The organism is Micromonospora sp. WMMD1082 (assembly GCF_029626175.1).
Classification (GTDB): domain Bacteria; phylum Actinomycetota; class Actinomycetes; order Mycobacteriales; family Micromonosporaceae; genus Micromonospora.
This window is the reverse complement of sequence record NZ_JARUBM010000002.1, coordinates 7,176,196-7,198,385: the sequence shown is the minus strand read 5'-3', so window position 1 is coordinate 7,198,385 and position 22,190 is coordinate 7,176,196. Positions and strand designations below refer to the sequence as shown.

The window sequence follows — 22,190 nt, the reverse complement described above, 5'->3', positions numbered from 1 at the left end:
CGTATGGGGCGCAGCCGGGTACTCTCGGTGGCCGTCGACGTGTCTGTGGCGCTGGTGGCGGCGGCGGTCGGCACGGGGCTGGAACTCTCCGGTCCAGGCCCGGACACCCACCTGGTCGCGGCACCGACGTGGGTCTACGTGGCCGCGCAGGTCACTGCTGCGGCGATGCTGCTGGCGCGCCGCCGGCGTCCGTATACCGCTGCGCTGACGATCGCGGCGATCAGTGTGTTCGCGCCGGCCTGGGCCGCCGTCATCGCGCCCTATTCTGTCACCGTCCACGGCGGCGGACGGCGGTGGCGGCAGTGGGCAGTGATCGCGGTGCTGGCGGTGGCGTTCCTGGTGGGGGCGCGGGCCTGGGCGATCGCGGACCCCTTCTCCGCGCCCGCCGTCATACTGTGCTCCGCACTGCTCGGCATGTACGTTCGCGCCCGGCGAAGCCTGGTGGCGGAGCTGACGGAGCGGGCCGAGCGGGCCGAGCGAGAGCGGCTGCTGCTGGCCGAACAGGCCCGGGCCGACGAGCGGATCAAGCTGGCTGGCGAGATGCATGACGCGGTCACCCATCGGATCAACCTGATGGTGCTGCAGGCCGGTGCGCTGCGGGTCAGTACCACCGACCCAGCCGCCCGAGCGGCGGCCGAGGAGCTGCGGGTGGCCGGCTGTCAGGCGTTGGCCGAACTGCGCGACCTGGTCGGCGTCCTGCGCAGCGGGGACGGGACGCCGGCCGGTCCCGCTGAACCGGCCGGCGAATCCGACCTGGCATCACTGGTGGACGATTCCCGCGCGGTCGGTTTCCCGGTGCGGCTGGTGGAGGAGGGCGATCCGGCCATGGTCGCGCCGACCGTGCGACGCACGCTGTTCCGCCTGGTGCAGGAGTCCTTGACCAACGTCCACAAGCACGCGCCAGGTGCCGACGCCACCGTGGCGGTGTCCTACGGCAGGCACGGCGTGAACGCGACCGTCTCCAACACTCCACGGCGCCGCCCACCCGACCTGGACCTGACCGCGGTCGGCGGCGGCAGCGGCCTGGACGGGCTGCGGCGCCGGGTGGAGGTCGTCGGTGGCACACTGACCGCCGGGTCGACGCCGGACGGCGGCTTCACCGTCTCCGCCACACTTCCGGTGTACGTCCCGACGGGGGCGGGGCGGTGATCCGCGTCCTGCTCGTCGATGACGAGCGGATGGTGTGCGCGCACCTGCGCACCATCCTCACCGCTGCCGGCCTGGACGTGGTCGGTGAGGCGCACGACGGTGCCGAGGCGGTGGAGGCCGTGGTCCGCCTCCATCCCGACGTGATGCTGATCGATCTGCGGATGCCCGGTGTCGACGGGCTCACCGCGATCGAGCGCATCGCGACACTACCCAGGTCCCCCCGGATCGTGGCGCTCACCACCTTCGATCTGGATGAGTATGTGCTGCGCGCGTTGCGGGCCGGCGCCGTCGGGTTCCTGGTCAAGTCCACCTCACCGGAGGAACTGGTCGACCTGGTGCGAGCCGCCGCCGCGGGAAACACCGTCCTGTCGCCGGTGGCGGCCCAGAGGCTGGTCGGCAACATCGGTCACCACCGCCAACAGGCCCGAGACATCTGCGCCTCGCTCACCGAACGTGAGCGAGAGGTCCTGGAGAACCTGGGCGCCGGCTGGTCGAACCACCAGATCGGGCGCCGTCTGCACCTGTCCGAGGCCACCGTGAAGGGCCATGTTTCGCGGCTGCTGGTCAAGCTGGGCTGTAGCAACCGCACCGAAGCCGCCCTGCTGGCCCGCGACGCCGGCCTCGGCACCCGACGCTGATGCCGCTCCCTGCCGGAGCTATCGGCGCCTCGGGTAGGGCGAGCCAGGGTCAGCGCGGGGGTGGCAGCTCACGGCGGCCGAGTTGGCGGCGCAGGCTCTCGGGGAGCAGTTCGCGCAGTTGTTCCGGCAGCAGCGGCAGGTCGAGCAGGCTCAGCTTGAGCTGACTGCGTTCCTGGTAGCGGCGCGGGTCGAGGCGTACCACCAGGCCCGCGTCGTGGCGGTAGCGGATGTCCACCGCGCCCGACGTCGAGCCGTCCCGGATGACCATCCCGTCCACCTCCACGGCGACCGGCGCGGATCCGGGACGCAGCTCCAACCGCACCATCTCGTCCGGGGAGACCACCACCGACCGGGAGATGCCGGACATCGGTGCGCTCGGGGTCACCACCACCGCCCGCGTCGCCGGGGAGATCAGCGGCCCGCCGGCGGCGTAACTGTAGGCGGTCGAGCCGATGGGGGTGCTCACCACCAGCGCGTCGCAGCGGTAGTAGCCGTACTGCTGCCCGTTGACCGCCAGGGTGGCGGTGACGAAGCCCTGCCCGGGCTGGCGGATCAGCGCGATGTCGTTGAACGCGACCACGTCGTCGCCGCACACGTCGCAGGCCAGGCAGCTGTGCGCCTCGACGATGTACTCCCCGGTCAGCAGCCGGTCCAGTGCCGCCGGCAGTTCCGGCGGTTCCACCTCCACCAGGAACCCCAGCTTGCCCAGGTGCACGCCGAGCACCGGCTTCGGATCGTCGACGGCCATCCGCAGCGCGCCCAGCATCGTGCCGTCTCCGCCGATGCTGACCAGCACGTCCGTGCCGGCGACGAGATCCTTCTCCGACATCGCCTGGACGGGGTCGGGCACCCGCTGCCGGTCCTCGGCGCGTACCGCCAGGGCGGCGTCGTGCCGGGCGGCCCAGGCCGCGATGGTGTCCACCACCGGGGAGACGTCCCGGGTGGGGTGGAGCACCAGCCCGAGCCGGATCCGGTCCATGCCCCACAGCTCATCACAGTCCGGGCGGTTCCCACGGCGGTACGCGGCAAGGCGCGCCGACGGCCTACCCGGCCGCCGGCGCGCCCTCGACCGCCGCTACCGGCGGGGCCGGCCGGTCAGGTGGGTCAACGACCGGGCGACCAGCGCGTCCCGGGCGGCCGGGGCCAACCCTTCGAGCCCGAAGCCCAGGTAGACGGTGTCGCTGGTGACCACCACCGAGCCCTCCTCGAACGCCTGCTGGGTGCGGGACCAGTCGTTGGCCGCCGCCGGGCTGGAGCCGGGCGGCGGGCCGGCCACCGTCCAGCCGCCGAGGTCCGTCTCGAACGAGGTCTCCGCGACGGTGGTCCCGTCGACGGTCACCCGCGTGTCGTCCAGGAACACCCCGAGGCTCTGGAAGGCCCAGTCGGTCACGTACGTGATCGAGACCTCCACCTGCGTGCCCGCGTACGGGGTCAGGTCGGCCACGAACTCCTTCCAGCCGTTGGAGGTGCCGGTGGCCGCGTGCCAGACACCCGTCGTGCCGACCGGGGAGCAGTCCTCGCCCTGGTAGTGCGCGAGGAACGGGTGGAGCTCCCGCCAGCCGGAGGTGCAGCTGTTCCCGGTGTCCTGCGTGGTCAGGCCGCCGGAGTCCGGCAGCGTGGTCCAGTCGTCGGTACCCACCTCGTGTGCCTCGACGATCATGAAGTCCCAGGCCGTCTCGATGTCGAACGAGGTGAAGAAGCGCAGCTCACCGCTGCTGGCCCCGGTCAGGTCCACCGTCCGGGTCAGCCGCTTGTACGAATCGTCGGACTGCCCGCTGTGCAGGTACCAGTCACCCGTACGGGGGTCGAACGGCGCTCCCCCCGGCCGCTGCCAGCCCACCGGCGCGGAGCTGGTGAACTGCGGGAACTGTGCCGGCGGCAGGAAGCTCGACGTAGTCAGGAACGACGCGGTGTGGTCCTGGTTGCCCGCCGAGCCCTCGGCGTTGAGCGTCCCGGCGAAGCCGGCGAACGCACCGGAGTCACCCCGGACCGGGTACGGCTGCCCGTCGGACGAGGTCCCGCCGTCGCTGACGTAGGTGTACGCGCCCAGCCAGTACTGCTGGAAGTCGTTGAGCACCGGCAGGCAGGTCGGGTCCTCGGCGTCCGTGCACTCCGGCGGCGCGTCCGGCTGGTAGCCGTACAGCCCGTCGGCGGCCTGGGCGTAGAGCGCGTACTTGCCGCTGAGCAGCAGCTTGCCGCCCTCGTTGAGGTAGTCCCGGACGGACAGTTCGACATCCACGGCCGCCTTCGCCACGGTGCCGGGCACCTGGCCCTCGGCGCGCAGGATGATGTCGTCGCCGGTCTCCCAGACCACCGCCTTGTAGTGCGAGAGCACGCCCAGATGGTGCGGTGCGGTGCGGCCCATCGCGTCGAAGTCGTACACGTCGCTGCTGCGCCCGGCGGCCCGCAGCGAGGCGGCCACGGCGTCGGCGTACTTCGCGGTGGTGCTGTCCTGGACCGGGCTCAGGCCCGTGACGTCCTCGACCGCCAGGACCAGCACGTCCCCGCCGATGTCGTGATGTACGCGGTAGGTGAAGCGTTCGCTGGTGACCTTGCCCTTGCCGGGCTTGTTGGCGGTGAACCAGACCTGCACGCGGTCGCCCGGCCGGGTGCCGGTGACCTTGCCGCGTAGTTCGGCGTAGTAGTCGTTGTGGGTGTCGCCGTAGCGCTCACCACCGCGCCACTCGCGCACACCGGTGGACTTCGCCCGGCCCCCGTTGATCGTGTAGTTCAGCGTGACGTTCTTCAGCGAGCGCCGGGTGATCGCGGCGACCTGCTGGTCCCGGCCGTACGAGACGTCGAAGGCGTCCACCACGAAGTCCGGGGTGCGATGGCCGAGCACGGAGACGGGATCGTCCGGCTTGTGCGCCGACTTCGCGACGGCGAGCGCGAACGGGATGTTCTTGGCCACCTCGGCGGCGATCAGCCTCTCGTCGTCCGGGAAGGTGAAGACGCTGACGCAGTCCTCCGGACGCCACTGGTCGTCCGGGTCGGAGGCGGCCGCCGCCTGGCAGGTGGACATCTCCGGGGTGAACCCGAGCGTGCCGTAGCGCACCGTGGCGTGGCTGTCGGTGTCGCCGTTGGTGGTGTACAGCTCGGCGGAGATGTCCGGGTCGTAGCCGGGGATCGCCGGGTTGGCGTCGTCACCGGCCATCGCCTCGTAGATGACGTCGTCGGGCGTGGGCGTGGCCACCTGCCAGCCGACCCCGTAGAGCAGCAGTTCCGCCGCCGAGTGGTAGTTGACGAAGAAGGTGAACCTGAGTCGTTTGAACAGTGCGTCCAGTGCCTTGGTCTCCGGCTCCGAGTTGGGGCCGGGCCCCCGGTAGGTCTCGCTGGTCGAGTCCGGCGAGGAACCCTCGTTGTCGTAGCCCCACTTGTAGCCGAAGTTGCGATTCAGGTCGACGCCGTCGGCGCCGGTGATCTTCCCGTCGCCGTCGTTGTCCCGCAGGTTCTTGCGCCACAGCCGGTTACCCTCGGTGAAGGTGTGGTCGTAGCCGTCCGGGTTGAGCACCGGGACGAACCACAGCTCGGTGGTGTCGAGCAGGCGGGTGATCTCCCGGTCGGAGCCGTAGCGGTCCAGCACGTGATGCATCAGCCGGCGGGTCATCTCCGGCGTGATCCACTCCCGGGCGTGCTGGGTGCCGGCGTAGAGCACCGCCGGCCGTTTGCCGTCCGGCGTGGTCCTGGCGTTCTTGGTCACCTTGACGGCGAGGATCGGCTTGCCCTGCGCCGAACGACCGATCGACTGCACCTTGGCCAGCCGCGGATGACGGGCCGCCGTCGCGGTGATCTCGTCGCGGATGCCGCCGGGCTCGCTGTACGACCGGAATCCCCGCCAGCCCGTCGCGGCCTGCTCCCGCAGCACCTGCGAGGCGTCCTTGCCGCGTACCTGTTTGACCCTGAGGTCGATGCCCTTGCGGGCCAGCCGATCGGCCTGGCCGCGGCTGAGCACCGTCTCGATCTCCGTCCGGCCGGACTGGTCGGGCGTCGCGCCGTGTCCGATGTCGACGCCGGCCTCGCGCAGTTGATGCAGCTGGGCCGGGCCGACCGTGCCGACGTACACCTCAAGGCCGTCACGGCCGCCCGGGTCGGACGGTTGCCGTGCGCTCGCCGGTGTGGTCAGCGCGAGCGCGCCGACCAGAGTGAACACGCCGGCGATCGCCAGCGGTGTGCGCCTCATCCTGCCCCCTTCGACGGACGGACTGTCTGACCGCGAGCCTTGTGGCGGCTGTCACGTGTGTCAATACGATCGGCGTAACGTCCCACTGCGTCCGACATCGAATGAACGCTCATCAACCATTTGGTCAGCGAGAAGGCACGGAACCTACCTGGGAAGCGCGTGCTGCTCGCGCCGTGGCCGTCGGGTCCGCCGCTGGCGTACCCGACGGTCTCCACGGCCGGTGTCGCCAGGCGGCACCGGCCAGCAGCACCACCGCGACGACCACCTCCGCAGTCCCCGCCGCGGCGGCGATTCCCGTCGGGCTGAGGACTGCCGCTTGGACGATGAGTCCGCCACCGACGAGTCCGGCGACGGCGGCGGCGGTCCAAGTTGCGGCGGCGTAGGCGCCGTCACCGATGCGGTTCAGGATGAAGGCCCGGTTGATTGTGGCGAACGGCAGCGCGAGCGCCAGCAGTTGCAGCCACAGTGCCGCCTCTGGAATGCCGAGTTTCAGGAGGGTCGTGGTGAGCCAGGGTGCGAAAGCGACGATGCCCGCGGCTATCAGCGCGGACGACACCATCGAGATTGTCTCGGCCTCGCGGCCGAGGGAGGCCTGCGGGCCGATGCGGTGCCGCCGTCGCGTTCGGATTGCCATCGGCACCCGTAGGCCGCTGAACACGACCGCCACCAGTGCCTGGTAGATGCTCACCAGCGCGCCGTAGCAGCCCACCACGTGCGGGCTGGCGACCAGGGATAGGGCGATCGTGCCGGCGCGGGCGCTGAAGGCGTCGGCGATGCTGTAACCGAAGAGCCGGCGGTTCAGCCGGAACGCGGTGCCGGCCGCCCGCAGCGACAGGCCGGACCACATCGGCCGGATGCCGGTCGCCGCCCGGCGACACACGAGCGCCTCCATGGTCAGCAGATAGATCCCGGCTCCCACGGCGAGGGCGGCGGTCAGCGGGACACCACCGATCAGCAGGGCCAGGGCCAGCACCCGGGTGCCGGTCAGCGCGGCCGAGGCGGCGACGAACCGCATCTGCCGGGCCAAGTCGCTGTAGCGCAGCTCGGCGAGGCTGTTCAACATCAGGACCCCGCCAGCGGCGATCAGCGCCGTGCTCGCGTACCCTCGCCCCTGGTACAAGCCGGTGATCACGACGGTGGCGACGACCATGATCGGTATTGCGATCAGTAGACGTTGGCTGCGTACGGCACGGCGTTCGTGTTCTTCGCCCGAGACGTACAGCAGCGACGAGCCACCCATGACCAGGAGCGCCACCCAGGTGAGTGCGGCGGTCATGACGCTATAGGCGGCGATCTCCCCGGTCTGCCCCTGTCGGGCGGCATACGCCAGCATGGTGGCGTTGACTAACCCGCTGAACAGGCTGGCAGCCGAGGCGACGATGGTGTTGGACCGGACTCCGGTCGGCCCGCCCCTCGGGACCGGTTCTTCCGTCGGCACCAGGGCCTGGCGGCTGCCCATGTGACCTCCCCGTGGTGCCTATGGCTGCGGTGTGACCGGGTCGGGTGTCAACGACCGGTGGTGGCCGACCTGATCCGGTCGAGGATGTTCGGTCCGGTCGTGCTGGCCCGCCAGGCCCGGTACGCCTCTCCGGCCGCCTGCCGGGTGCGGAGCCGGTCTGCCGGGGTGAGGCCGGCCAGCAGTGCGACCTGGCTGGCCAGGGTTGCCGGTTGGAGGTCGGTCAGGACGATCCCGCCGCCCGCGTCGAGCACTGAGGTCCAGGGGGTCCGGTCGGCGCAGAGGACCGGGCAGGACGCGGAGAGACTTTCCGCGATGACGTGGCCGAAGTTCTCACCCTGAGTGGGAAAGACGAACGCGTCGTACCGCGCGAAGGTGGGGCGGACCTGGTCGGGGGCGAGTTCGCCCAGGTAGCTGACGCGGACCGTCGCGGGAACCTGCCGGATGAGATCCTGGCACGCCGCCCAGTAGCCCGGATCCTCGATAGGTCCGTAGATGTCGAACACCACTGGCTGTCTGACCCGTGCGAGTGCGGCGAGCGCGACAGCGAGGTTCTTGATCGGGTTGATCCGGCTGACGAAGATTAACCGCAGGGCACCGCCGGTCGTCTTCGGCGCCAGCGGTTCGAGGGGAAGTGACACCTCGTTCTGTCTCGTCTCCACCCATGCCCGGGGGAATGTCCGCCGGATGTGCTCTGCCTCCTGCGGGTTGGTAGCGTGCCACAGGACGTCGGGGCGCCGGAGAACGGGACGCCAGAGCCTCAGGAAGAGCCGCTTCTTGGCGGCCTTGACGCCCAGCGCGCTCGGTGCCAGTTCGCCACGGGGCGCGACGAGAATCCGCCTCGCGCGAATGAGGCGTAGGTAGGCGGCGAGGATCGGGATGACCGACGAGGGCGCCCAGAGGCTGTTGACGTAGAGAAGATCGAAGCGTCGCGGCACCAGGCGTCGTGCGAGAAACCACCAGTGCCTGGGACGGCGTGGGTCGACGTAGCAGACCCGGGCCTGACGGCGGCAGACCATCCGTCCGGACAAGCCTGGGTACGGCTCGGATGAGCCGAGATCACGGTCCCGGGTCACCACGGTCACGTCGACGGTCGGGGAGACGGAATCGAGGAGTTGCGCGATGGAGCGCACCGGCCCGCCGGCCCGGAAACCGGGCTCGAAGAATTCACACGTGAGGAGCACCCGAAACGGCGGTGGATCGGATGCCGATGTCGATTCCGTCGAGAGTGCCTGGCGAGGTGGCCGGGCCGGCGTCAGTACCTCGGTGTGGGGGGTTTTCCGAGTCTCTCTCACGCCGGTATCTATCCCTCTGCCTGCCGCATGTCCCGCTAACCGGATGACACGTTAATAACGAGCGGCGGAGGCCCGGGTGACGCCGAAAAATGCAGTCGGAGTAAGTCCGATTCGGGCTTCCGATCCGCCCTTCTCGCATAGGCTGTCACTTTATGAAGGCATCGACCGGCGTACCGGTCCTTGAGCGCGCGGCGTACCACGGCAGACCGTCACCCGTTGGTGGTGGCGCGGTCCCGAACCAGTCCGGCGTCCGCCGGCGGGTGGCGAGCGACCATGGGCTCTCCGGCGCCCGGCATACGGCGATCGCGCTGTGCTGGCTGGGGCTCGGCGCCGTCGGCCTCCTCATTGATCTCGGGACGCCGGACAGTTGGGGACAGGACGCAGTCCTGGCGCTGAGCCTGCTCTCGATCGCCTTCGGCGCCTGGGTGTTCTGGCACCACGGCGGCCCCCGGATCACCGCGGTCGGCGTCTACGCTCTTGCCTCGGCCGTCTTCGTCGGTTTCGGCTGCCTCTACCACGTGCGGCAGGCGGCGGTGACCGACCCCGGCCTGCCGTTCCTGAGCGTCGCGGCGACCTGCTACTTCGGACAGGTCCTCACCTGGATGATCTTTTGGCGACGATGGCCGGCACCCCGTCTCGTCCCGGACGCGGCGCGGGCGGACGGTAGGACGGCGGGCTGGGCAGTGCGGTACGGCTGCGTCCTGCTCGCACTCGCGGTGACCATCTCGCTCGTGGTACCCCAGCGGTTGCCTCTGGTCGACTCGGCCGGCTTCGTCGGGGTCCTGCTGGTGACGGTGGGGCTGCTACGGGGGCCGGCAGGGCGGTGGCGGGCGCTCAGCGGGGCGCTCGCCGGGCTCGCCTTCGTCGTCTACTTCCTGTACCTGTTCAACGGGTTCGGGCGCATCGTCATCGGCAGCCTGGCACTGGCACTGCTCGTCGTCATGGCCGACGGAGAGCACCGCCGCGTGATGAAATCGTTGGTGTTCCTCGGGGCCGGGCCGGTTCTGCTGTTCCTGGCCGGGCTGCGTGCCACCGGACCTTCGTCCGCCGTCGATCAGGACGGCTTCGGCTCGGCGGTCAGCCCGATCTACTCGTTCGCCGAACTGGTGCGGCTCGACGCTGCGGGACTGCTGGCCCCCGCCTGGGGACAGACCTTCCTGAACTCCGCCGTCGCCCTGATCCCGCGCGCCCTGTGGCCCGACAAGCCGGTCGGCTTCGGTGCCGACCTGGTGCCGCTGCTCCGACCCGACCTGGCCGGGACGGAGCACTCGTCGGCGGCGCTCTGGCAGGGCGAGTGGCTGTACAACTTCGGACTGTGGGGCCTGGCACTGATGATCCCCGTCGCCGGGCTCGTCGTGCGCGCCGTCGACCGGCTGTACGCCCGTGCCGCGTCGCGTCCGCTGACCACGCCCGCGCGGCTCAGCGCGTACGTCGCGTCGGTGCTCGCGGCCGTCGGCATGTTCGACCTTGTCTGGGTCGGCAGCTTCACCTACGTCGCCCGCACCGGTGGCCGCCTGCTCGTCCTGGCGGCGCTGGTCCTCGCCGTGGGTTGGGTCGTCCGCCGGCTGGGAGACCCGGCTGGCGGAGTCGTTGCTGGCAGCGGCGGCGACCGGTGGCGGGTGGACCAGCCTCAGCGCTCCGCCGGGCGGCACCGCAGCAATCGCTGACCGACTGTGGTTCGGGGTCGCTGGCCTACGGGCCGACGACCCCGACGCGCGTTCAGCCCCGGTGCCTCTTGACGCCGCTCACGAACGCCGACCAGCCGGTCGGGCTGAAGGTGAGCACTGGACCGTGCGGTTCCTTGCTGTCGCGTACGCCCACCACGCCCGGCAGGTTGCCGGCGACCTCGACGCAGTCCCCAGAAGAACCGGACCGAGTGCTCTTATGCCATTCGGCGCGAGAAAGATCCACGCAACGCTCCCCTCTTGATCGCCTACTCCACGGCGAGCTTACGGAGCGTATCTCGCGACTCTGACGGCGATAGCGCGTTGGCGGCGAGTTGTTCGAACGCAGCAGCGTACCCGGCAACCTCGGCCGGTGCCTCCAGGTACAGGGCACCGGTCAGAGTATCGACGTAGACCAAGCGGTCCTCAACGGCATCCGGGTACGGGGCGGGCAGCGGCGGGAAGTCCAGGATGACGAAGCTGCCGTCGAACCCGGTCCCCGCCCCGAACGGCAACACCTGGATCTGTAGGCGAGATCGGCTGGACTCCTCCAGCAGACGGGTTATCTGGGCACGTAGGACGTCCGGCCCGCCGACGGCGCGGCGCACCGCGCCTTCATCGAGGATCACGCGGAGGGTCGGTTGGCCGGCACTGCCGAGGATGGCCTGACGTTCCATGCGGAGCGCTACCTGGCGTTCCACCTCCTCGTCCCGCATCGGCACAGGTGCGCCCCGGAAGGCGGCTCGGGCGTAATCCTCCGTCTGGAGCAGGCCGGGGATCATCTGGCATTGGTACGAGCGGATCACCGACGCCTCGGACTCCATGCCGACGTAGGTGGCGAACCAGCCTGGGAGGACGTCGCTGTACTGCTGCCACCAGCCGCGCTGTTTCGCCTGCCGCGCCACCTCGATGACGGCCTCGGCTTCCTCACCGGCCACCCCGTACAGCGTGAGCAGTGCCCGCACGTCGTTGGGATGAGGCCGCACTTCGGCTATCTCGATCCGGCTCAGCCAACTGGCGTCGTGGTCCACCCGTCGCGCGGCCTCCGCTGACGACAAGCCGGTCTGCTCACGGAGCTTGCGCAAGGTAAGCGCGAGCCGGCGACGCTTCACGGTCGGGCTGTTACGTCTGGTCACGTCCACATTCTCTGGTTTGCCACCGTGAAGGTCAATCGCAACTCGCCGATGACTGAAACGCTGTCCGCATATTGCGGAGCGCGATGCCAGGTGGCACCGTGGCCCTGTGGCATCGCCCGGTTACCAACCAGGGGGAATCGATGGAGAAGACGACCTATGACACCTACGTCGTAGTCACCGCTCTCACGCTTGCCCGCCGTCACCGCCCCGTCTGGAGCTGGGCGCGGTGGCGCAGGGTGTGCCGCTGCGGTGCAGAGCTGCCTTGCCGGCGGCGCCACCGAGTCCCGATCAATCGCGGGCACTGGCCGCAGGAGGCGTCATGACAAACCACGGCCCGGTCATGCCCACCTGGATCTGTGCCGGGTGCGACCGTCCTTGGCCCTGCGCTCGACGCCGCATCGAGCTGCGCACCGAGTACGACCAGGCCCCCGTGTCCCTGGCGCTCTACATGGGCGCGTGCCTGGTCGCGGCGAGCGACGACCTGAGCTGGTCCACCGCCGGCACGCTGCACCGCCGGTTCATGGGCTGGCTACGATGACCGACTTCAGGGTCGGAGTCGTATTCCGCTTGGCCCGCGCCGCCAGATCACAGTTCCACCGTTCGATCGCCCTGCGGCTGATCGAGCGGTCCCACGCCACCTATGACGACCGGATCCCCCACCGGGTGGCAGCGCCGTGAAGCTGGGCGATCATCTCCGGCCAGGCGGGGGGGCGGTAGCCGGTCGCTCCCGCCAGCGCCTCGGCCGACATGGAACGGTCGCAGACGAAGCTGTCGTGCGGCACGATCCGCCCGGCCCAGCCGTACGCGTCCGCGACCAGTTTCAGCAGTTCGTACTTCGAGATCGGGGACGCCGCCACGTGGTACAGGCCACCGAGGTCCTCGCGGGGCAGGACGACCGACCGCAGCAGCCGGGCGAACTCGACCGTGGTGACGCCGCTGTAGATCGCCTTGGTGTAGCCCGACACGACGGAGTTCTGCGACAGGAACCAGTCCACGAGGGACCGGTGGCCGGTCAGCTCGTGCCCGATGATCGAGGTGCGCAGCGTCAGTGCCGGTGCGCGGTGGACCTCACCGAGCAGCTTCGACCGGCCGTACAGGTCCGGCGGGTCGGGGATGTCGGTCTCCACGTAGCCACCCCGGTCGCCGGAGAAGACGCAGTCGGTGCTGACGTGTACGAGGCGGGCGTCGCGGCGCCCGCACTCCTCGGCCAGCTGGTGCGGGAACAGTGCGTTGACCGTGACGGTGTGCACCGCGTCCTGGACCTCGGGTCGTTGCTTGATCACGCCCACGCAGTTGACCACCACGTCGGGCCCGACCTCGTCGAGCAGCCGGCCCACCCGTCCCGGGTCGAGGATGTCCACGCCGGTGGTGACCCGTCCGGCCACCTCGGGCGGCAGGCCGGCCGCGCCGCGCGCGGCGCCGCGCACCTCGACGCCGGGGGCGTCGAGCAGTTCCCGCATGAGGGTGTGGCCGAGCATCCCGGTGGCGCCCAGGACGAGTACGCGTCGGCTCATCGTCGCTCCTGTTTTCCGTGCGGTCGCCGGCGGCCCTTCGCGGCGGCGTCGGCCAGCAGTTCGGCGAGGGCCGGGGCGTTGGCCCCCTCGCTCATGAGGAGTCGGTAGTGGTCGAGGCCGGCCCGTCCCATGGCCCGCAGGCGGGAGCGTGGGGTGGCGTGGGCCAGCCGGACCGTCTCGGCCAGTTGCTGCGGATCGCCCGGTGGGGAGGTGAATCCGGCACCCGCGTCGCGTACCGCCCGGGCCGCGTCTCCCGGGGCGCAGGAGAGGACCGGTTGGCCGCACGCGAGGATGGTCTGCACCTTGCTCGGCATGGTGATCTGGAACAGCGGCTCGTCGGCGAGACAGACGAGCTGGATGTCGGCGGCAGCCATCACGGCGGCCATCTGCTCCGGTGCGACCGGGTCGACGAAGTGGACCGTGCGGAGGCCAAGCCCCTCGGCCCGGGCACGGAGGGCCGGCCGGCTCACCCCGTCGCCGACCAGTACCAGATGGACGTCGGTCAGGTCGCGGAGCCGATCCATGGCCGCGATCGCCACACCGAGGTCCTGCGCCGGACCGTGGTTCCCGCCGTACATCAGCATGAAGTCGTCGGGGGTCAGGCCCAGGCGCGATCGGAGGTGAGGATCGGGCTCGGTCGGCTGCATGAGCTTCTCGTCCGCCCAGTTGTAGATCACCGACACCTTCTCGGCGGGCACGCCGCGCGCCACGACGATGTCGCGCAGGCCGGGGGAGGGGACGGTGACGTGGTCGGCCCAGCGGTAGGTCAGGTCGGTGAACCGGCGTAGCGTCGCTTCCGCGGCCCGGTGGGCGATACCTCGGGTGAGAAACCCGGTGGCGAAGACCGAGTCGGGCCAGAGGTCCATCACCATCAGCACGTACGGGACTCCCCAGCGCAGCCGGGCCGCCAGCGCGGCGGAGGCCGCGGTCGCCGGCGAGGAGTAGACCAGCGCCACATCGGCGGTACGCATTAGCGGTGACCCCAGCAGGGTCGAGGACGCCGCCCAGCTCAGATAGTTGGCGGCGCGACCGACGGCGGAGCGGTCGTGGCTCGGGTGCAGCGGGGTGCGCAGCACCCGGACGCCGTCGACGCCGTCGACCGTGCGCCGCCGGTGCGGGTAGCCCGGGTGGACGATCCCGGTCGGGTAGTTCGGCACCCCGGTCAGCACGTCCACCACGTAGCCCTGCCGGCGCAGACAGCGGGTGAGGCCCAGCGGTATGGGTACCGGCTCCGGTGGGAAGAACTGGCTGACCAGCGCGACCCGCGTCGCCGCCGGGTTGACGGCCGGCGCGCCTGGCCCGGTCACGCGCCGCGGATCGCGGTCGGCTGCTCGATGCCGTCGAGCTGCGCGCGGATCTCCGGCAGGGTCAGCAGCAGTGACATGATCTCCGGTACGTCCAGCCGACGGGCGTTGTGCGAGTGGTAGTCCCCGACGTGCTCCTGGCGGGTGTCGCCCTCGTCGAAGTACAGGGCGTAGTTGAGGTCGCGGCTGTCGATCGGCACCCGTAGGAAGTCACCGAAGTCCTCGGCCCGGGCCAGGTCCTCCCGGCTGGCCAGCGTCTCGTACAGCTTCTCGCCGTGCCGGATGCCGAGGACCTCGAACTTGGCCGGCGCGCCGAACAGGTTGCACAGTGCGGTGGCGAGATCGCCGATGGTGCAGGCGCCGGCCTTACGGATGAAGATGTCGCCGGGCTGGCCGTGCCGGAACGCGTGCTCGACCAGTTCCACCGACTGGCCCAGTGACATGAGGAACCGGGTCATCGTCGGTTCGGTCACCGTGGGCGCGACGCCGTTGCGGATCTGCTCGATGAACAGCGGGATGACCGAGCCCCGGGAGTACATGACGTTGCCGTAGCGGACGCAGCAGACCCGGGTCCGGGCCGAGGGATTGTTCCGTGCGTGCGCCTGGGCGACCTTCTCCATCAGCGCCTTGGTCATGCCCATGGCGTTGACCGGGTAGACGGCCTTGTCGGTGCTGAGCAGCACCAGGGTCTCGACGCCGTTGCGCTCGCAGGCGTCGACCACGTTGGCGCTGCCGAGCACGTTGGTCCGTACCGCCTCCAGCGGGAAGAACTCGCAGGACGGCACCTGCTTGAGGGCCGCCGCGTGAAAGACGAACTCGACGCCCCGGGCGGCCTTGACCACGCTGTCGAAGTCCCGGACGTCCCCCACGTAGTAGCGCACCCGGTCGTCGCGCAGCCGGTGCCGCATGGCGTCCTGCTTGGACTCGTCCCGACTGAGTACGCGCACCTCGGCGGCGCCGGCGTCGAGCAGTCGGGAAACCATCGTCTGCCCGAAGGAGCCGGTGCCGCCGGTGATCAGGAAATGGCGGCCGGATAGTGAGGAAGTCACATCTCCTCCTGTCTTTCCCGCTGTTCTCAGGGGGAGTTGTTGGTTCGCGTCGAATCGGACCCTACAACTCGACAAGTGATGAGGTGGTGGCAAACGCAGAATCGACCGGTGAATCAATAAGGTGACAATTGTTCGCGCATTCTCCGCGTCACCGTCCACTGGTTCTGCTCGTTGAACACCGGTCCGTTGCCGGCGCGTTGTCGGGCCGGCCGTGCGAAGGGTGGGGCGATGACGCGGGTCATGACCGTGGTGGGGACGCGGCCGGAGATCATCCGGTTGTCCCGGATCACGGATCGGTTGGACCGGACGGTCGAACATGTGCTCGTGCACACGGGACAGAACTGGGACCGTTCCCTGTCCGACGTGTTCTTCACCGAGATGCGCATTCGGGAGCCCGATCGCTTTCTCCGGGTGGATACGTCCTCGCTGGGGCGGGTGCTCGGCGGGGTCCTCGTCGGCGTGGAGGAGGCCATCCGCGAGCTGCGGCCGGACGCGTTGCTCGTGCTCGGCGACACCAACAGCGCCATCGCGGCGGTGATGGCGCGACGGATGCGGGTGCCGGTCTACCACATGGAGGCGGGCAACCGGTGCTTCGACCTCAACGTGCCGGAGGAGACCAATCGCCGCCTCGTCGACCACGTCGCCGACTTCAACCTCGTCTACAGCGAGCACGCCCGGCGGAACCTGCTCGCCGAGGGTTTGCATCCACGGCGGATCCTGCACACCGGTTCGCCGATGCGGGAGGTGCTCGATCACTACCGGCCGCAGATCGAGGCGTCGTCCATCCTGCGCCAACTGGAGCTGGATCCCGGTGGCTACTTCGTGGTCAGCGCCCACCGGGAGGAGAACGTGGACGATCCGGCCCGGTTGCGGCGGCTGCTCGACTGCCTGCGCGCCGTCCGCGCCGAGTGGGGACTCCCGGTGCTGGTCTCCACCCACCCGCGCACCCGCAAGCGGCTGGAGTCGCTGACCGACGACGGGACCGACCTGGACGGCATCGCCTTCCACGAGCCGTTCGGGTTCTTCGACTACGTACGCCTGCAGACCCGCGCCCGGTGTGTCCTCTCCGACAGTGGCACCATCAGCGAGGAGGCGGCGATCCTCGGCTTCCCGGCGGTGACCCTGCGCGAGTCGATGGAGCGTCCGGAGGCGCTCGATGCCGGCGGCATCATCATGACGGGCCTGGACCGCGAGGGAGTCGTCGAGGCGGTGCGGGTGGCGATCGACCAGGTGGCGGTGGCGGGCGTGCCCTGCCCGGCCGACTACCAGGTCACCGACACGTCCCGCCTGGTGGTGAACTTCATCCTGTCGACGGTGCGCCGACACCATGACTGGGCGGGCATCCGCCGCTGAGCCACGAGGCGAAGGGCTGGTGAGCGACCCCGCTCACCAGCCCTCTCGCGTACCGGTAGGTCAACGTGGCAGGGGCAGGCCACCCAGGACGGTGTCGCCGACCCGACCGACCGGCTGGGCGCAGAGGCGGGCCAGCTCGGTGATGACTTTCTCCGGGTCGTCGAACGGGTCCAGGCCGCTGACCTCCAGCGGGTCCAGCGGAGGCACGGCGACGTGCGACACCAGCGGGTGCAGCGGGCGGGCGTCGCTCTCGCCGGTGCCCAGCAGGTCCTCGTGCAGCTTCTCGCCGGGTCGCAGCCCGGTGAAGACGATCGGTACGTCGCTGGCGGCCTGCTCGGCCATCTGCCGGGCCAGGTCGGCGATGCGTACCGGCTCGCCCATGTCCAGCACCAGCGCCTCGCCGTCGCGGCCGATCTCGGCGGCCTGGAGCACCAGGTGCACCGCCTCCTGCACGGTCATCAGGTAGCGGGTGACCTCCGGGTGGGTGACGGTGAGCGGGTTGCCCGTCTCGATCTGCCGCTGGAAGGCGGTGACCACCGAGCCCCGGCTGCTCAGTACGTTGCCGAAGCGGACGCTCAGGAAGGTGCCGGGGAAGCGTGAGGCGGCGTGCGCGGTCAGCCGCTCGGTGATCCGCTTGGAGTAGCCCAGGACGCTGATCGGATCGGCGGCCTTGTCGGTGGAGATGTTCACGAACTTGGCCACATCCTGGCAGGCGTCCAGCACCGACAGGGTGCCCCACACGTTGGTCTTGACCGCCTCGCCCGGGTGCCGTTCGAGCAGCGTGAGGTGCTTGAGCGCGGCGGCGTGGAAGATGATCTCGGGGCGGCGTTCCCGGATGATCCGCCGGATGCTCTCGTCGTCGCGCAGGTCGGCCAGGATCAGCTCGGGGCCGTCCAGCATCGCCCGGCCGTCGAGCGACATCTGCAGCGCGTGCAGCGCCGACTCGTCGCGGTCGAGCATCATCAGTTCGCCCGGGTCGGCCTTCATCACCTGGCGGCACAGCTCCGAGCCGATCGAGCCGCCGGCGCCGGTGACGAGGATCCGCCGGCCGGTGAGGCCGTTGGTCCGCACCGCCATGTCGGCGACCACCTGCCGGCGACCGAGCAGGTCGCTGATCTGGACGTCGCGTACGTCGGTGACCGTGATCCGGTGGTCGACCAGGTCCCGTACGGGCGGCAGCACCTTGAACGCGGCCCTGGCGTTCAGGGTGGCTTCCCGGATCTGCCGGATGAGGGTGGCGTCGGCGTTGGCGACCGAGAAGATCACGGTCGTGGCCCCGGTACGGCGCACCGCCTCGGCCACGTCGTCGCGCCCGCCGAGCACCCGTACGCCGTCGACGGAGAGGTTGCGCTTGTCCGGGTCGTCGTCGAGGGCACCGACCGGCCGGTAGCGGCTCTGCGGGTCGGTCAGCAGCGCGCGGAGCAGTCCCTGGCCGGCGTCGCCCATCCCGAACAGCAGCACCGGGGTGGACGAGCGCACATCGGGGCGCAGGGCGAGGTCCCGCCGGTGCCGGTAGGCGAACCGCACCGCCAGCATGAAGAGCAGGGCGAGCGCGCCGCCGACCAGCGGCGTGCTCGCCGGCACCGGCCGCTCGGCGATCGGGAGTACGCCGAGGAGGATCACCGCCGCGGCGGTGAGCGCGGTTCCGGCGAGCCCTCGAACCTCCTGGAGGCTGCCGAGCGGGTGCCGGCCCGAGCGGACCCGGCGGGCAGCCGCCACGGTGATGTGCAGTCCGGCGGCGAGCAGACCGCAGCCGGCCGCGCGGGTCAGTTGGGTGGCGGTCAGGGCAAACTCGTAGCGCGTCCACGCGGCAGCGACGAACCCGCCGACCCAGGCCGTGGTGTCGGTGGCGAGGAACGCGAGGGCCCGATAGCGGGCCCTGGCCCGGCGCAGCCTCAGGTCCGGGTGTCGGGTGCTCTGTGTGTCCCGCATGTGCGGCTCCCTGTTCCTGTTGACCACTTCCGCCCGGGGCGAGCGAAAGGAGCAATGCGCTCTTGTCCTTGTTACATGCAAAATGAGGTCTTTATGGCGTTTTTTACGATTGGGTGCGTCGGATCGCAGCCGGCCCGGCGACGGCCACGCTCAGCGAGCCGGTACGCCCTTGACCACGACGCCCTCGGGCACGTCCCGCACCACACAGGCGCCCGCGCCGACGGTGCTGTCCCGGCCCACCCGCAGCCCCTGTAGGACGGCGGCGGTGGTGCCGATCAGCACCCCTTCGTCCAGCCGGCACTCGCCGGAAACCGCGGCGAGCGGATTCACCGAGACGTGGTCGGCCAGCACGCTGTCGTGACCGACGGTGCAGTTCTGGTTGAGATGCACGTGCCGCCCGAGGGTCACGTTGGTGGTGACCCGCGCCCCGGCGAAGGCGACCAGCCCGGGGCCGTGCCGCAGGTCCGGCCCGAGGGTGGCGTCGGGATGCACGAGGCTGGCCGCCGGCACCCCGTACCGGTCGACCCGTTGGGCGACCGCGCGCCGGACCCGTGGATCACCGATGCCGATGACGTGGTGGGTCTCCGGTGGCGCCCCGGACAGCCAGGCCACCCCACCCAGGTACGGCACGTCGAGCTGCTGCACCCGCTTGAGGTTCACCTCCGAAGGGCGGTCGTCGACGAAGCCCAGCACCTGCCAGCGGGGCGGGCCACCGGCGGCGTTCACGGCCCGCGCGATGGTCAGGATCTCCCGGCCGTGACCGCCGCAGCCGACGATCACCAGAGGTACGGTCACGCCGCCGGGACTCCGGTACGCGCCGCCAGGAACTCGTCGATCACCGAGAGCACGGTGGTGACCTGCCGTTCGTTGAGGGCGCTGCCGCTGGGCAGGGTCAGGCCCTCCACGAAGAGGCCCTCGGCGGTCCCGGTGAGCAGGCTCTCGGCGTCGGCGTACGCCGGTTGCAGGTGCATCGGCTTCCACACCGGGCGGGTCTCGATGTTCCGGGCCGCCAGGTGGGCGGCGAGGTCGGCGGCCGGCCAACCCGACCGCTCCCGGTCGACCCGGATGACGGTGAGCCAGCAGTTGGAGCCGCTGTCCTCGGCCCCGAGCAGGTGGACTCCGGGCACCGGGGCGAAGAGCTTCGCGTACCGGTCGCGCAGCAGCCGCCGCCGGTCGATCATCCCGTCCAGGCGGATCAGCTGCGCCCGGCCCAGCGCGGCGAGCAGGTTGCTCAGCCGGTAGTTGTAGCCGGTCTCCCGGTGCTCGTAGTGGGGCACCGGCTCGCGGGCCTGGGTGGACAGGTGCCGTGCCCGGTCGAGCAGTGCCACGTCGTCGCCGACGAGCATCCCGCCCCCGGAGGTGGTCATGATCTTGTTTCCGTTGAAGGAGAGGGCACCGACCCGGCCGAAGGAGCCGGCCGGCCGGCCGAGGTGCGTCGCGCCGAGTGCCTCCGCGGCGTCCTCGACCACCGGGACGCCCGCCGCGGCGCAGATCGGCAGCAGCGCCGTGTAGTCCGCGCAACTGCCGAACATGTCGACCGGGATCACCGCTGCCACCCGCTCGCCCCGGGCCCTCAGCCGGTGCAGCAACTCGGCGACGAGGGCCACGTCGAGGTTGCCGGTGTGCGGCTCGCAGTCGACGAAGACGGGCCGGGCACCGGTGTAGCGGACCGCGTTGGCGGTGGCGACGAAGGTCAGCGTCGGTACCAGCACCACGTCTCCCGGGCCGACGTCCAGCCCCAGCAGGGCCAGGTGCAGCGCGGCGGTACCGGAACTGACCGCGACCGCCGCCCGGGTGCCGACGCACGCGGCGACCTCCCGCTCGAAGGCGTCGAGGTCCGGCCCGGCGGGCGCGACCCATCCGGAGCGCAGCGCCGCGATCAGGTACGACTCCTCCAGCGGCCCGACGTCCGGTGGCGACAGATAGATGGTGCCGGTCATCGCCGGCTCCCGAGGAACTCCGGCGCGGTCGCGTTGCCGGCGGCGGAGATCCCCTCCCGGCGGACCACCGTGCGAACCGTCGCCGCCAGGATCGACACGTCGAGGCGGAGGCTGCGGCGCGTCACGTACTCCACGTCGAGCGCGAGCTTGTCGTCCCAGTCGAGGCTGTTGCGCCCGCGTACCTGGGCCAACCCGGTGACGCCCGGCCGGACCTCGTGCCGCCGGGCCTGGGTGGGGGAGTACCGAGCCAGGTACTCCGGCAGCAGCGGTCGGGGGCCGACGATGCTCATGTCGCCGCGCAGCACGTTCCAGAGCGTGGGCAGCTCGTCCAGGCTGGTGGCGCGCAGCCAGCGGCCGAGCGGGGTGAGCCGGTCCGCGTCGCTGGTCAGTCCCTCACGCGGCTCTCGCATGGTGCGGAACTTGACCAGCTCGAACGGGCGGTCGTCGCGCCCGATGCGGCACTGCCGGAACAGCACGGGCCGGCCCAGGCCCACGGCGACCGCCACCGCGACCACTGCCATCACCGGCGCGGTCAGCAGCAGCAACACGGTCGCGACGAGCACGTCGAACACCCGCTTGACCGGGTCGTCCGGCCGCGCGGGCAGGGGCGGGCGTACCGGCGCGGTCACCGAGGATACGGGCACCGTTCTGACCTCCGTCACGTCAACCGGTCATAGCAGACAAACGGGTTGTATCAGACTCATCGCCCTCGGTTCCGGAGAATAGCGACAGTCAACACGGATCCCGACACGTCAACCCGGGAAGGCGCGCAAAGGACACGCACATCGGCGCGCCGAACTACCTCGGGAGTGTCGCGTAACCGCTGGTCAGAGACGCGCGTCGGTGGCGTCGAGGCGCCGCTGCAGCATGATTCGCAGCGGTAGCGACTCCCCGTCCCGGCCGCCCTCGCCGACGACCAGCGGGGCCGGGCCGGGCTGCGGATCGGCGCCGAAGAACCGGGCCCGCAGCGCGCGCGGCACGGTCAGCAGGTGGAATCGTCCGTCCACGTCGATCGCCCGGCTGCGCGCCCGGTCGATGTACCAACCGTGCAGCCGGGTCCGGTAGCGGGCCCGCCCGTCGTGCGACCGGGCGACGAGCCGGGTGGTGGCCAGGCCGCGCCGCCGCGCCTCGGCGACGAACGCGCCGACCAGCGCCGCCGCCTCGGCCTGCTCGGCGAGACGGCGCTGCTGCGCGGCCGCCGCATGCGCCAGCACCGCGTGCTGCCGCACCTCCCGCCAGTCCCGGCCGTCGTCACCCACCACCACCCGACCGTACGCCCACCCACCGCCCACCGGCCGGCCGCCCTGCCGGTCCGCCCTCACCCGCCGCGCTGCGACCCCGCCGGCCGCATGCGGTTTCCTCGTCCCTGTCGAGCTGAACCGTCTACGCTCTCACGCCTGAGCGATCCATCTGTGCTCTCAGCTCGACAGGGGCGACGACGAAGATGACCGGCTACGAGCGGTGCGCGACCCGGCGTGCGGCGGCGTTGCCGGCAGGCTCGTCCATCCGGCTTCCGCGTTGACAGGGGCCGCCCGGTAATGGACAGCCCGCCAACGCGAGGGCACGGGTGCGGAGGGGAT

19 protein-coding genes are annotated in these 22,190 nt (G+C 70.7%); 5 read left to right on the top strand and 14 right to left on the bottom strand.

What is annotated here, in order from left to right:
* Nucleotides 1–3 precede the first annotated feature (3 nt).
* Together O7615_RS33095 and O7615_RS33090 are read left to right on the top strand one after the other, a co-directional pair.
* Nucleotides 4–1,149, top strand: coding sequence for a histidine kinase (locus O7615_RS33095; RefSeq protein WP_278181722.1), 1,146 nt, complete (start codon nt 4–6; stop codon nt 1,147–1,149).
* On the top strand, nt 1,146–1,787 hold the full coding sequence (locus O7615_RS33090; RefSeq protein WP_278181721.1) for a response regulator transcription factor: 642 nt from the start codon (nt 1,146–1,148) through the stop codon (nt 1,785–1,787). Before O7615_RS33095 ends, O7615_RS33090 begins: the two co-directional genes overlap by 4 nt.
* A 49-nt stretch (nt 1,788–1,836) precedes the next feature.
* Here the strand turns inward: O7615_RS33090 and O7615_RS33085 are convergent, their stop codons facing one another.
* The 4 genes from O7615_RS33085 to O7615_RS33070 form a co-directional block, all read right to left on the bottom strand.
* A complete protein-coding gene (locus tag O7615_RS33085; protein WP_278181720.1) occupies nt 1,837–2,766 on the bottom strand; it encodes an NAD(+)/NADH kinase in 930 nt (309 codons plus the stop codon).
* Between the two features lie 96 nt (nt 2,767–2,862).
* Nucleotides 2,863–5,967, bottom strand: coding sequence for a M14 family metallopeptidase (locus tag O7615_RS33080; protein WP_278181719.1), 3,105 nt, complete (start codon nt 5,965–5,967; stop codon nt 2,863–2,865).
* A gap of 124 nt (nt 5,968–6,091) precedes the next feature.
* A complete protein-coding gene (locus O7615_RS33075) occupies nt 6,092–7,426 on the bottom strand; it encodes a hypothetical protein (RefSeq protein ID WP_278181718.1) in 1,335 nt (444 codons plus the stop codon).
* A 47-nt stretch (nt 7,427–7,473) separates the two neighbouring features.
* Complete coding sequence (locus O7615_RS33070; protein WP_278181717.1) at nt 7,474–8,607, bottom strand: glycosyltransferase; 1,134 nt, start codon at nt 8,605–8,607, stop codon at nt 7,474–7,476.
* A 263-nt stretch (nt 8,608–8,870) separates the two neighbouring features.
* Here O7615_RS33070 and O7615_RS33065 point away from each other — a divergent pair, with 263 nt between their 5' ends.
* On the top strand, nt 8,871–10,385 hold the full coding sequence (locus O7615_RS33065) for an O-antigen polymerase (RefSeq protein ID WP_278181716.1): 1,515 nt from the start codon (nt 8,871–8,873) through the stop codon (nt 10,383–10,385).
* Between the two features lie 52 nt (nt 10,386–10,437).
* On the opposite strand, the gene O7615_RS33060 is transcribed toward O7615_RS33065, so the two are convergent.
* Nucleotides 10,438–10,629, bottom strand: coding sequence for a DUF397 domain-containing protein (locus O7615_RS33060; protein ID WP_278181715.1), 192 nt, complete (start codon nt 10,627–10,629; stop codon nt 10,438–10,440).
* Nucleotides 10,630–10,651: 22 nt separating this feature from the next.
* Nucleotides 10,652–11,494 (bottom strand): helix-turn-helix transcriptional regulator, encoded by an 843-nt coding sequence (locus O7615_RS33055; protein ID WP_278181714.1) that lies wholly within the window; start codon nt 11,492–11,494, stop codon nt 10,652–10,654.
* Between the two features lie 343 nt (nt 11,495–11,837).
* Between O7615_RS33055 and O7615_RS33050 the strand changes: the two genes are divergently transcribed.
* The gene (locus tag O7615_RS33050; protein ID WP_278181713.1) at nt 11,838–12,056 is read left to right on the top strand and encodes a hypothetical protein; all 219 of its coding nucleotides are present in this window, start codon (nt 11,838–11,840) and stop codon (nt 12,054–12,056) included.
* 100 nt (nt 12,057–12,156) lie between these two features.
* Here the strand turns inward: O7615_RS33050 and O7615_RS33045 are convergent, their stop codons facing one another.
* Genes O7615_RS33045 through O7615_RS33035 form a run of 3 tightly spaced genes read right to left on the bottom strand, consistent with a single transcriptional unit; the run spans nt 12,157 to nt 15,385 of the window.
* Nucleotides 12,157–13,032: an SDR family oxidoreductase gene (locus O7615_RS33045; RefSeq protein ID WP_278181712.1), complete on the bottom strand. Its 876-nt coding sequence runs from the start codon at nt 13,030–13,032 to the stop codon at nt 12,157–12,159.
* Entirely contained in the window at nt 13,029–14,339 is a 1,311-nt protein-coding gene (locus O7615_RS33040; protein ID WP_278181711.1) for a glycosyltransferase family 4 protein, read from the bottom strand. Before O7615_RS33040 ends, O7615_RS33045 begins: the two co-directional genes overlap by 4 nt.
* Complete coding sequence (locus O7615_RS33035; RefSeq protein ID WP_278181710.1) at nt 14,336–15,385, bottom strand: polysaccharide biosynthesis protein; 1,050 nt, start codon at nt 15,383–15,385, stop codon at nt 14,336–14,338. The genes O7615_RS33040 and O7615_RS33035 overlap by 4 nt, the downstream gene beginning before the upstream one ends.
* Before the next feature lie 228 nt (nt 15,386–15,613).
* On the opposite strand from O7615_RS33035, the gene wecB reads away from it, so the two are divergent.
* A complete protein-coding gene (wecB, locus tag O7615_RS33030) occupies nt 15,614–16,738 on the top strand; it encodes a UDP-N-acetylglucosamine 2-epimerase (non-hydrolyzing) (RefSeq protein ID WP_278181709.1) in 1,125 nt (374 codons plus the stop codon).
* Nucleotides 16,739–16,798: 60 nt separating this feature from the next.
* Here the strand turns inward: wecB and O7615_RS33025 are convergent, their stop codons facing one another.
* From O7615_RS33025 to O7615_RS33005, 5 genes are all read right to left on the bottom strand, one after another.
* Entirely contained in the window at nt 16,799–18,670 is a 1,872-nt protein-coding gene (locus O7615_RS33025) for a nucleoside-diphosphate sugar epimerase/dehydratase (protein ID WP_278181708.1), read from the bottom strand.
* Between the two features lie 150 nt (nt 18,671–18,820).
* The gene (locus O7615_RS33020) at nt 18,821–19,465 is read right to left on the bottom strand and encodes an acetyltransferase (RefSeq protein WP_278181707.1); all 645 of its coding nucleotides are present in this window, start codon (nt 19,463–19,465) and stop codon (nt 18,821–18,823) included.
* Nucleotides 19,462–20,610, bottom strand: a complete 1,149-nt coding sequence (locus O7615_RS33015) for an aminotransferase class I/II-fold pyridoxal phosphate-dependent enzyme (protein ID WP_278181706.1) — start codon at nt 20,608–20,610, stop codon at nt 19,462–19,464. The genes O7615_RS33020 and O7615_RS33015 overlap by 4 nt, the downstream gene beginning before the upstream one ends.
* Complete coding sequence (locus tag O7615_RS33010; protein ID WP_278181705.1) at nt 20,607–21,254, bottom strand: sugar transferase; 648 nt, start codon at nt 21,252–21,254, stop codon at nt 20,607–20,609. The genes O7615_RS33015 and O7615_RS33010 overlap by 4 nt, the downstream gene beginning before the upstream one ends.
* A gap of 183 nt (nt 21,255–21,437) precedes the next feature.
* Nucleotides 21,438–21,872: a hypothetical protein gene (locus tag O7615_RS33005; protein WP_278181704.1), complete on the bottom strand. Its 435-nt coding sequence runs from the start codon at nt 21,870–21,872 to the stop codon at nt 21,438–21,440.
* Between the last annotated feature and the right edge of the window lie 318 nt (nt 21,873–22,190).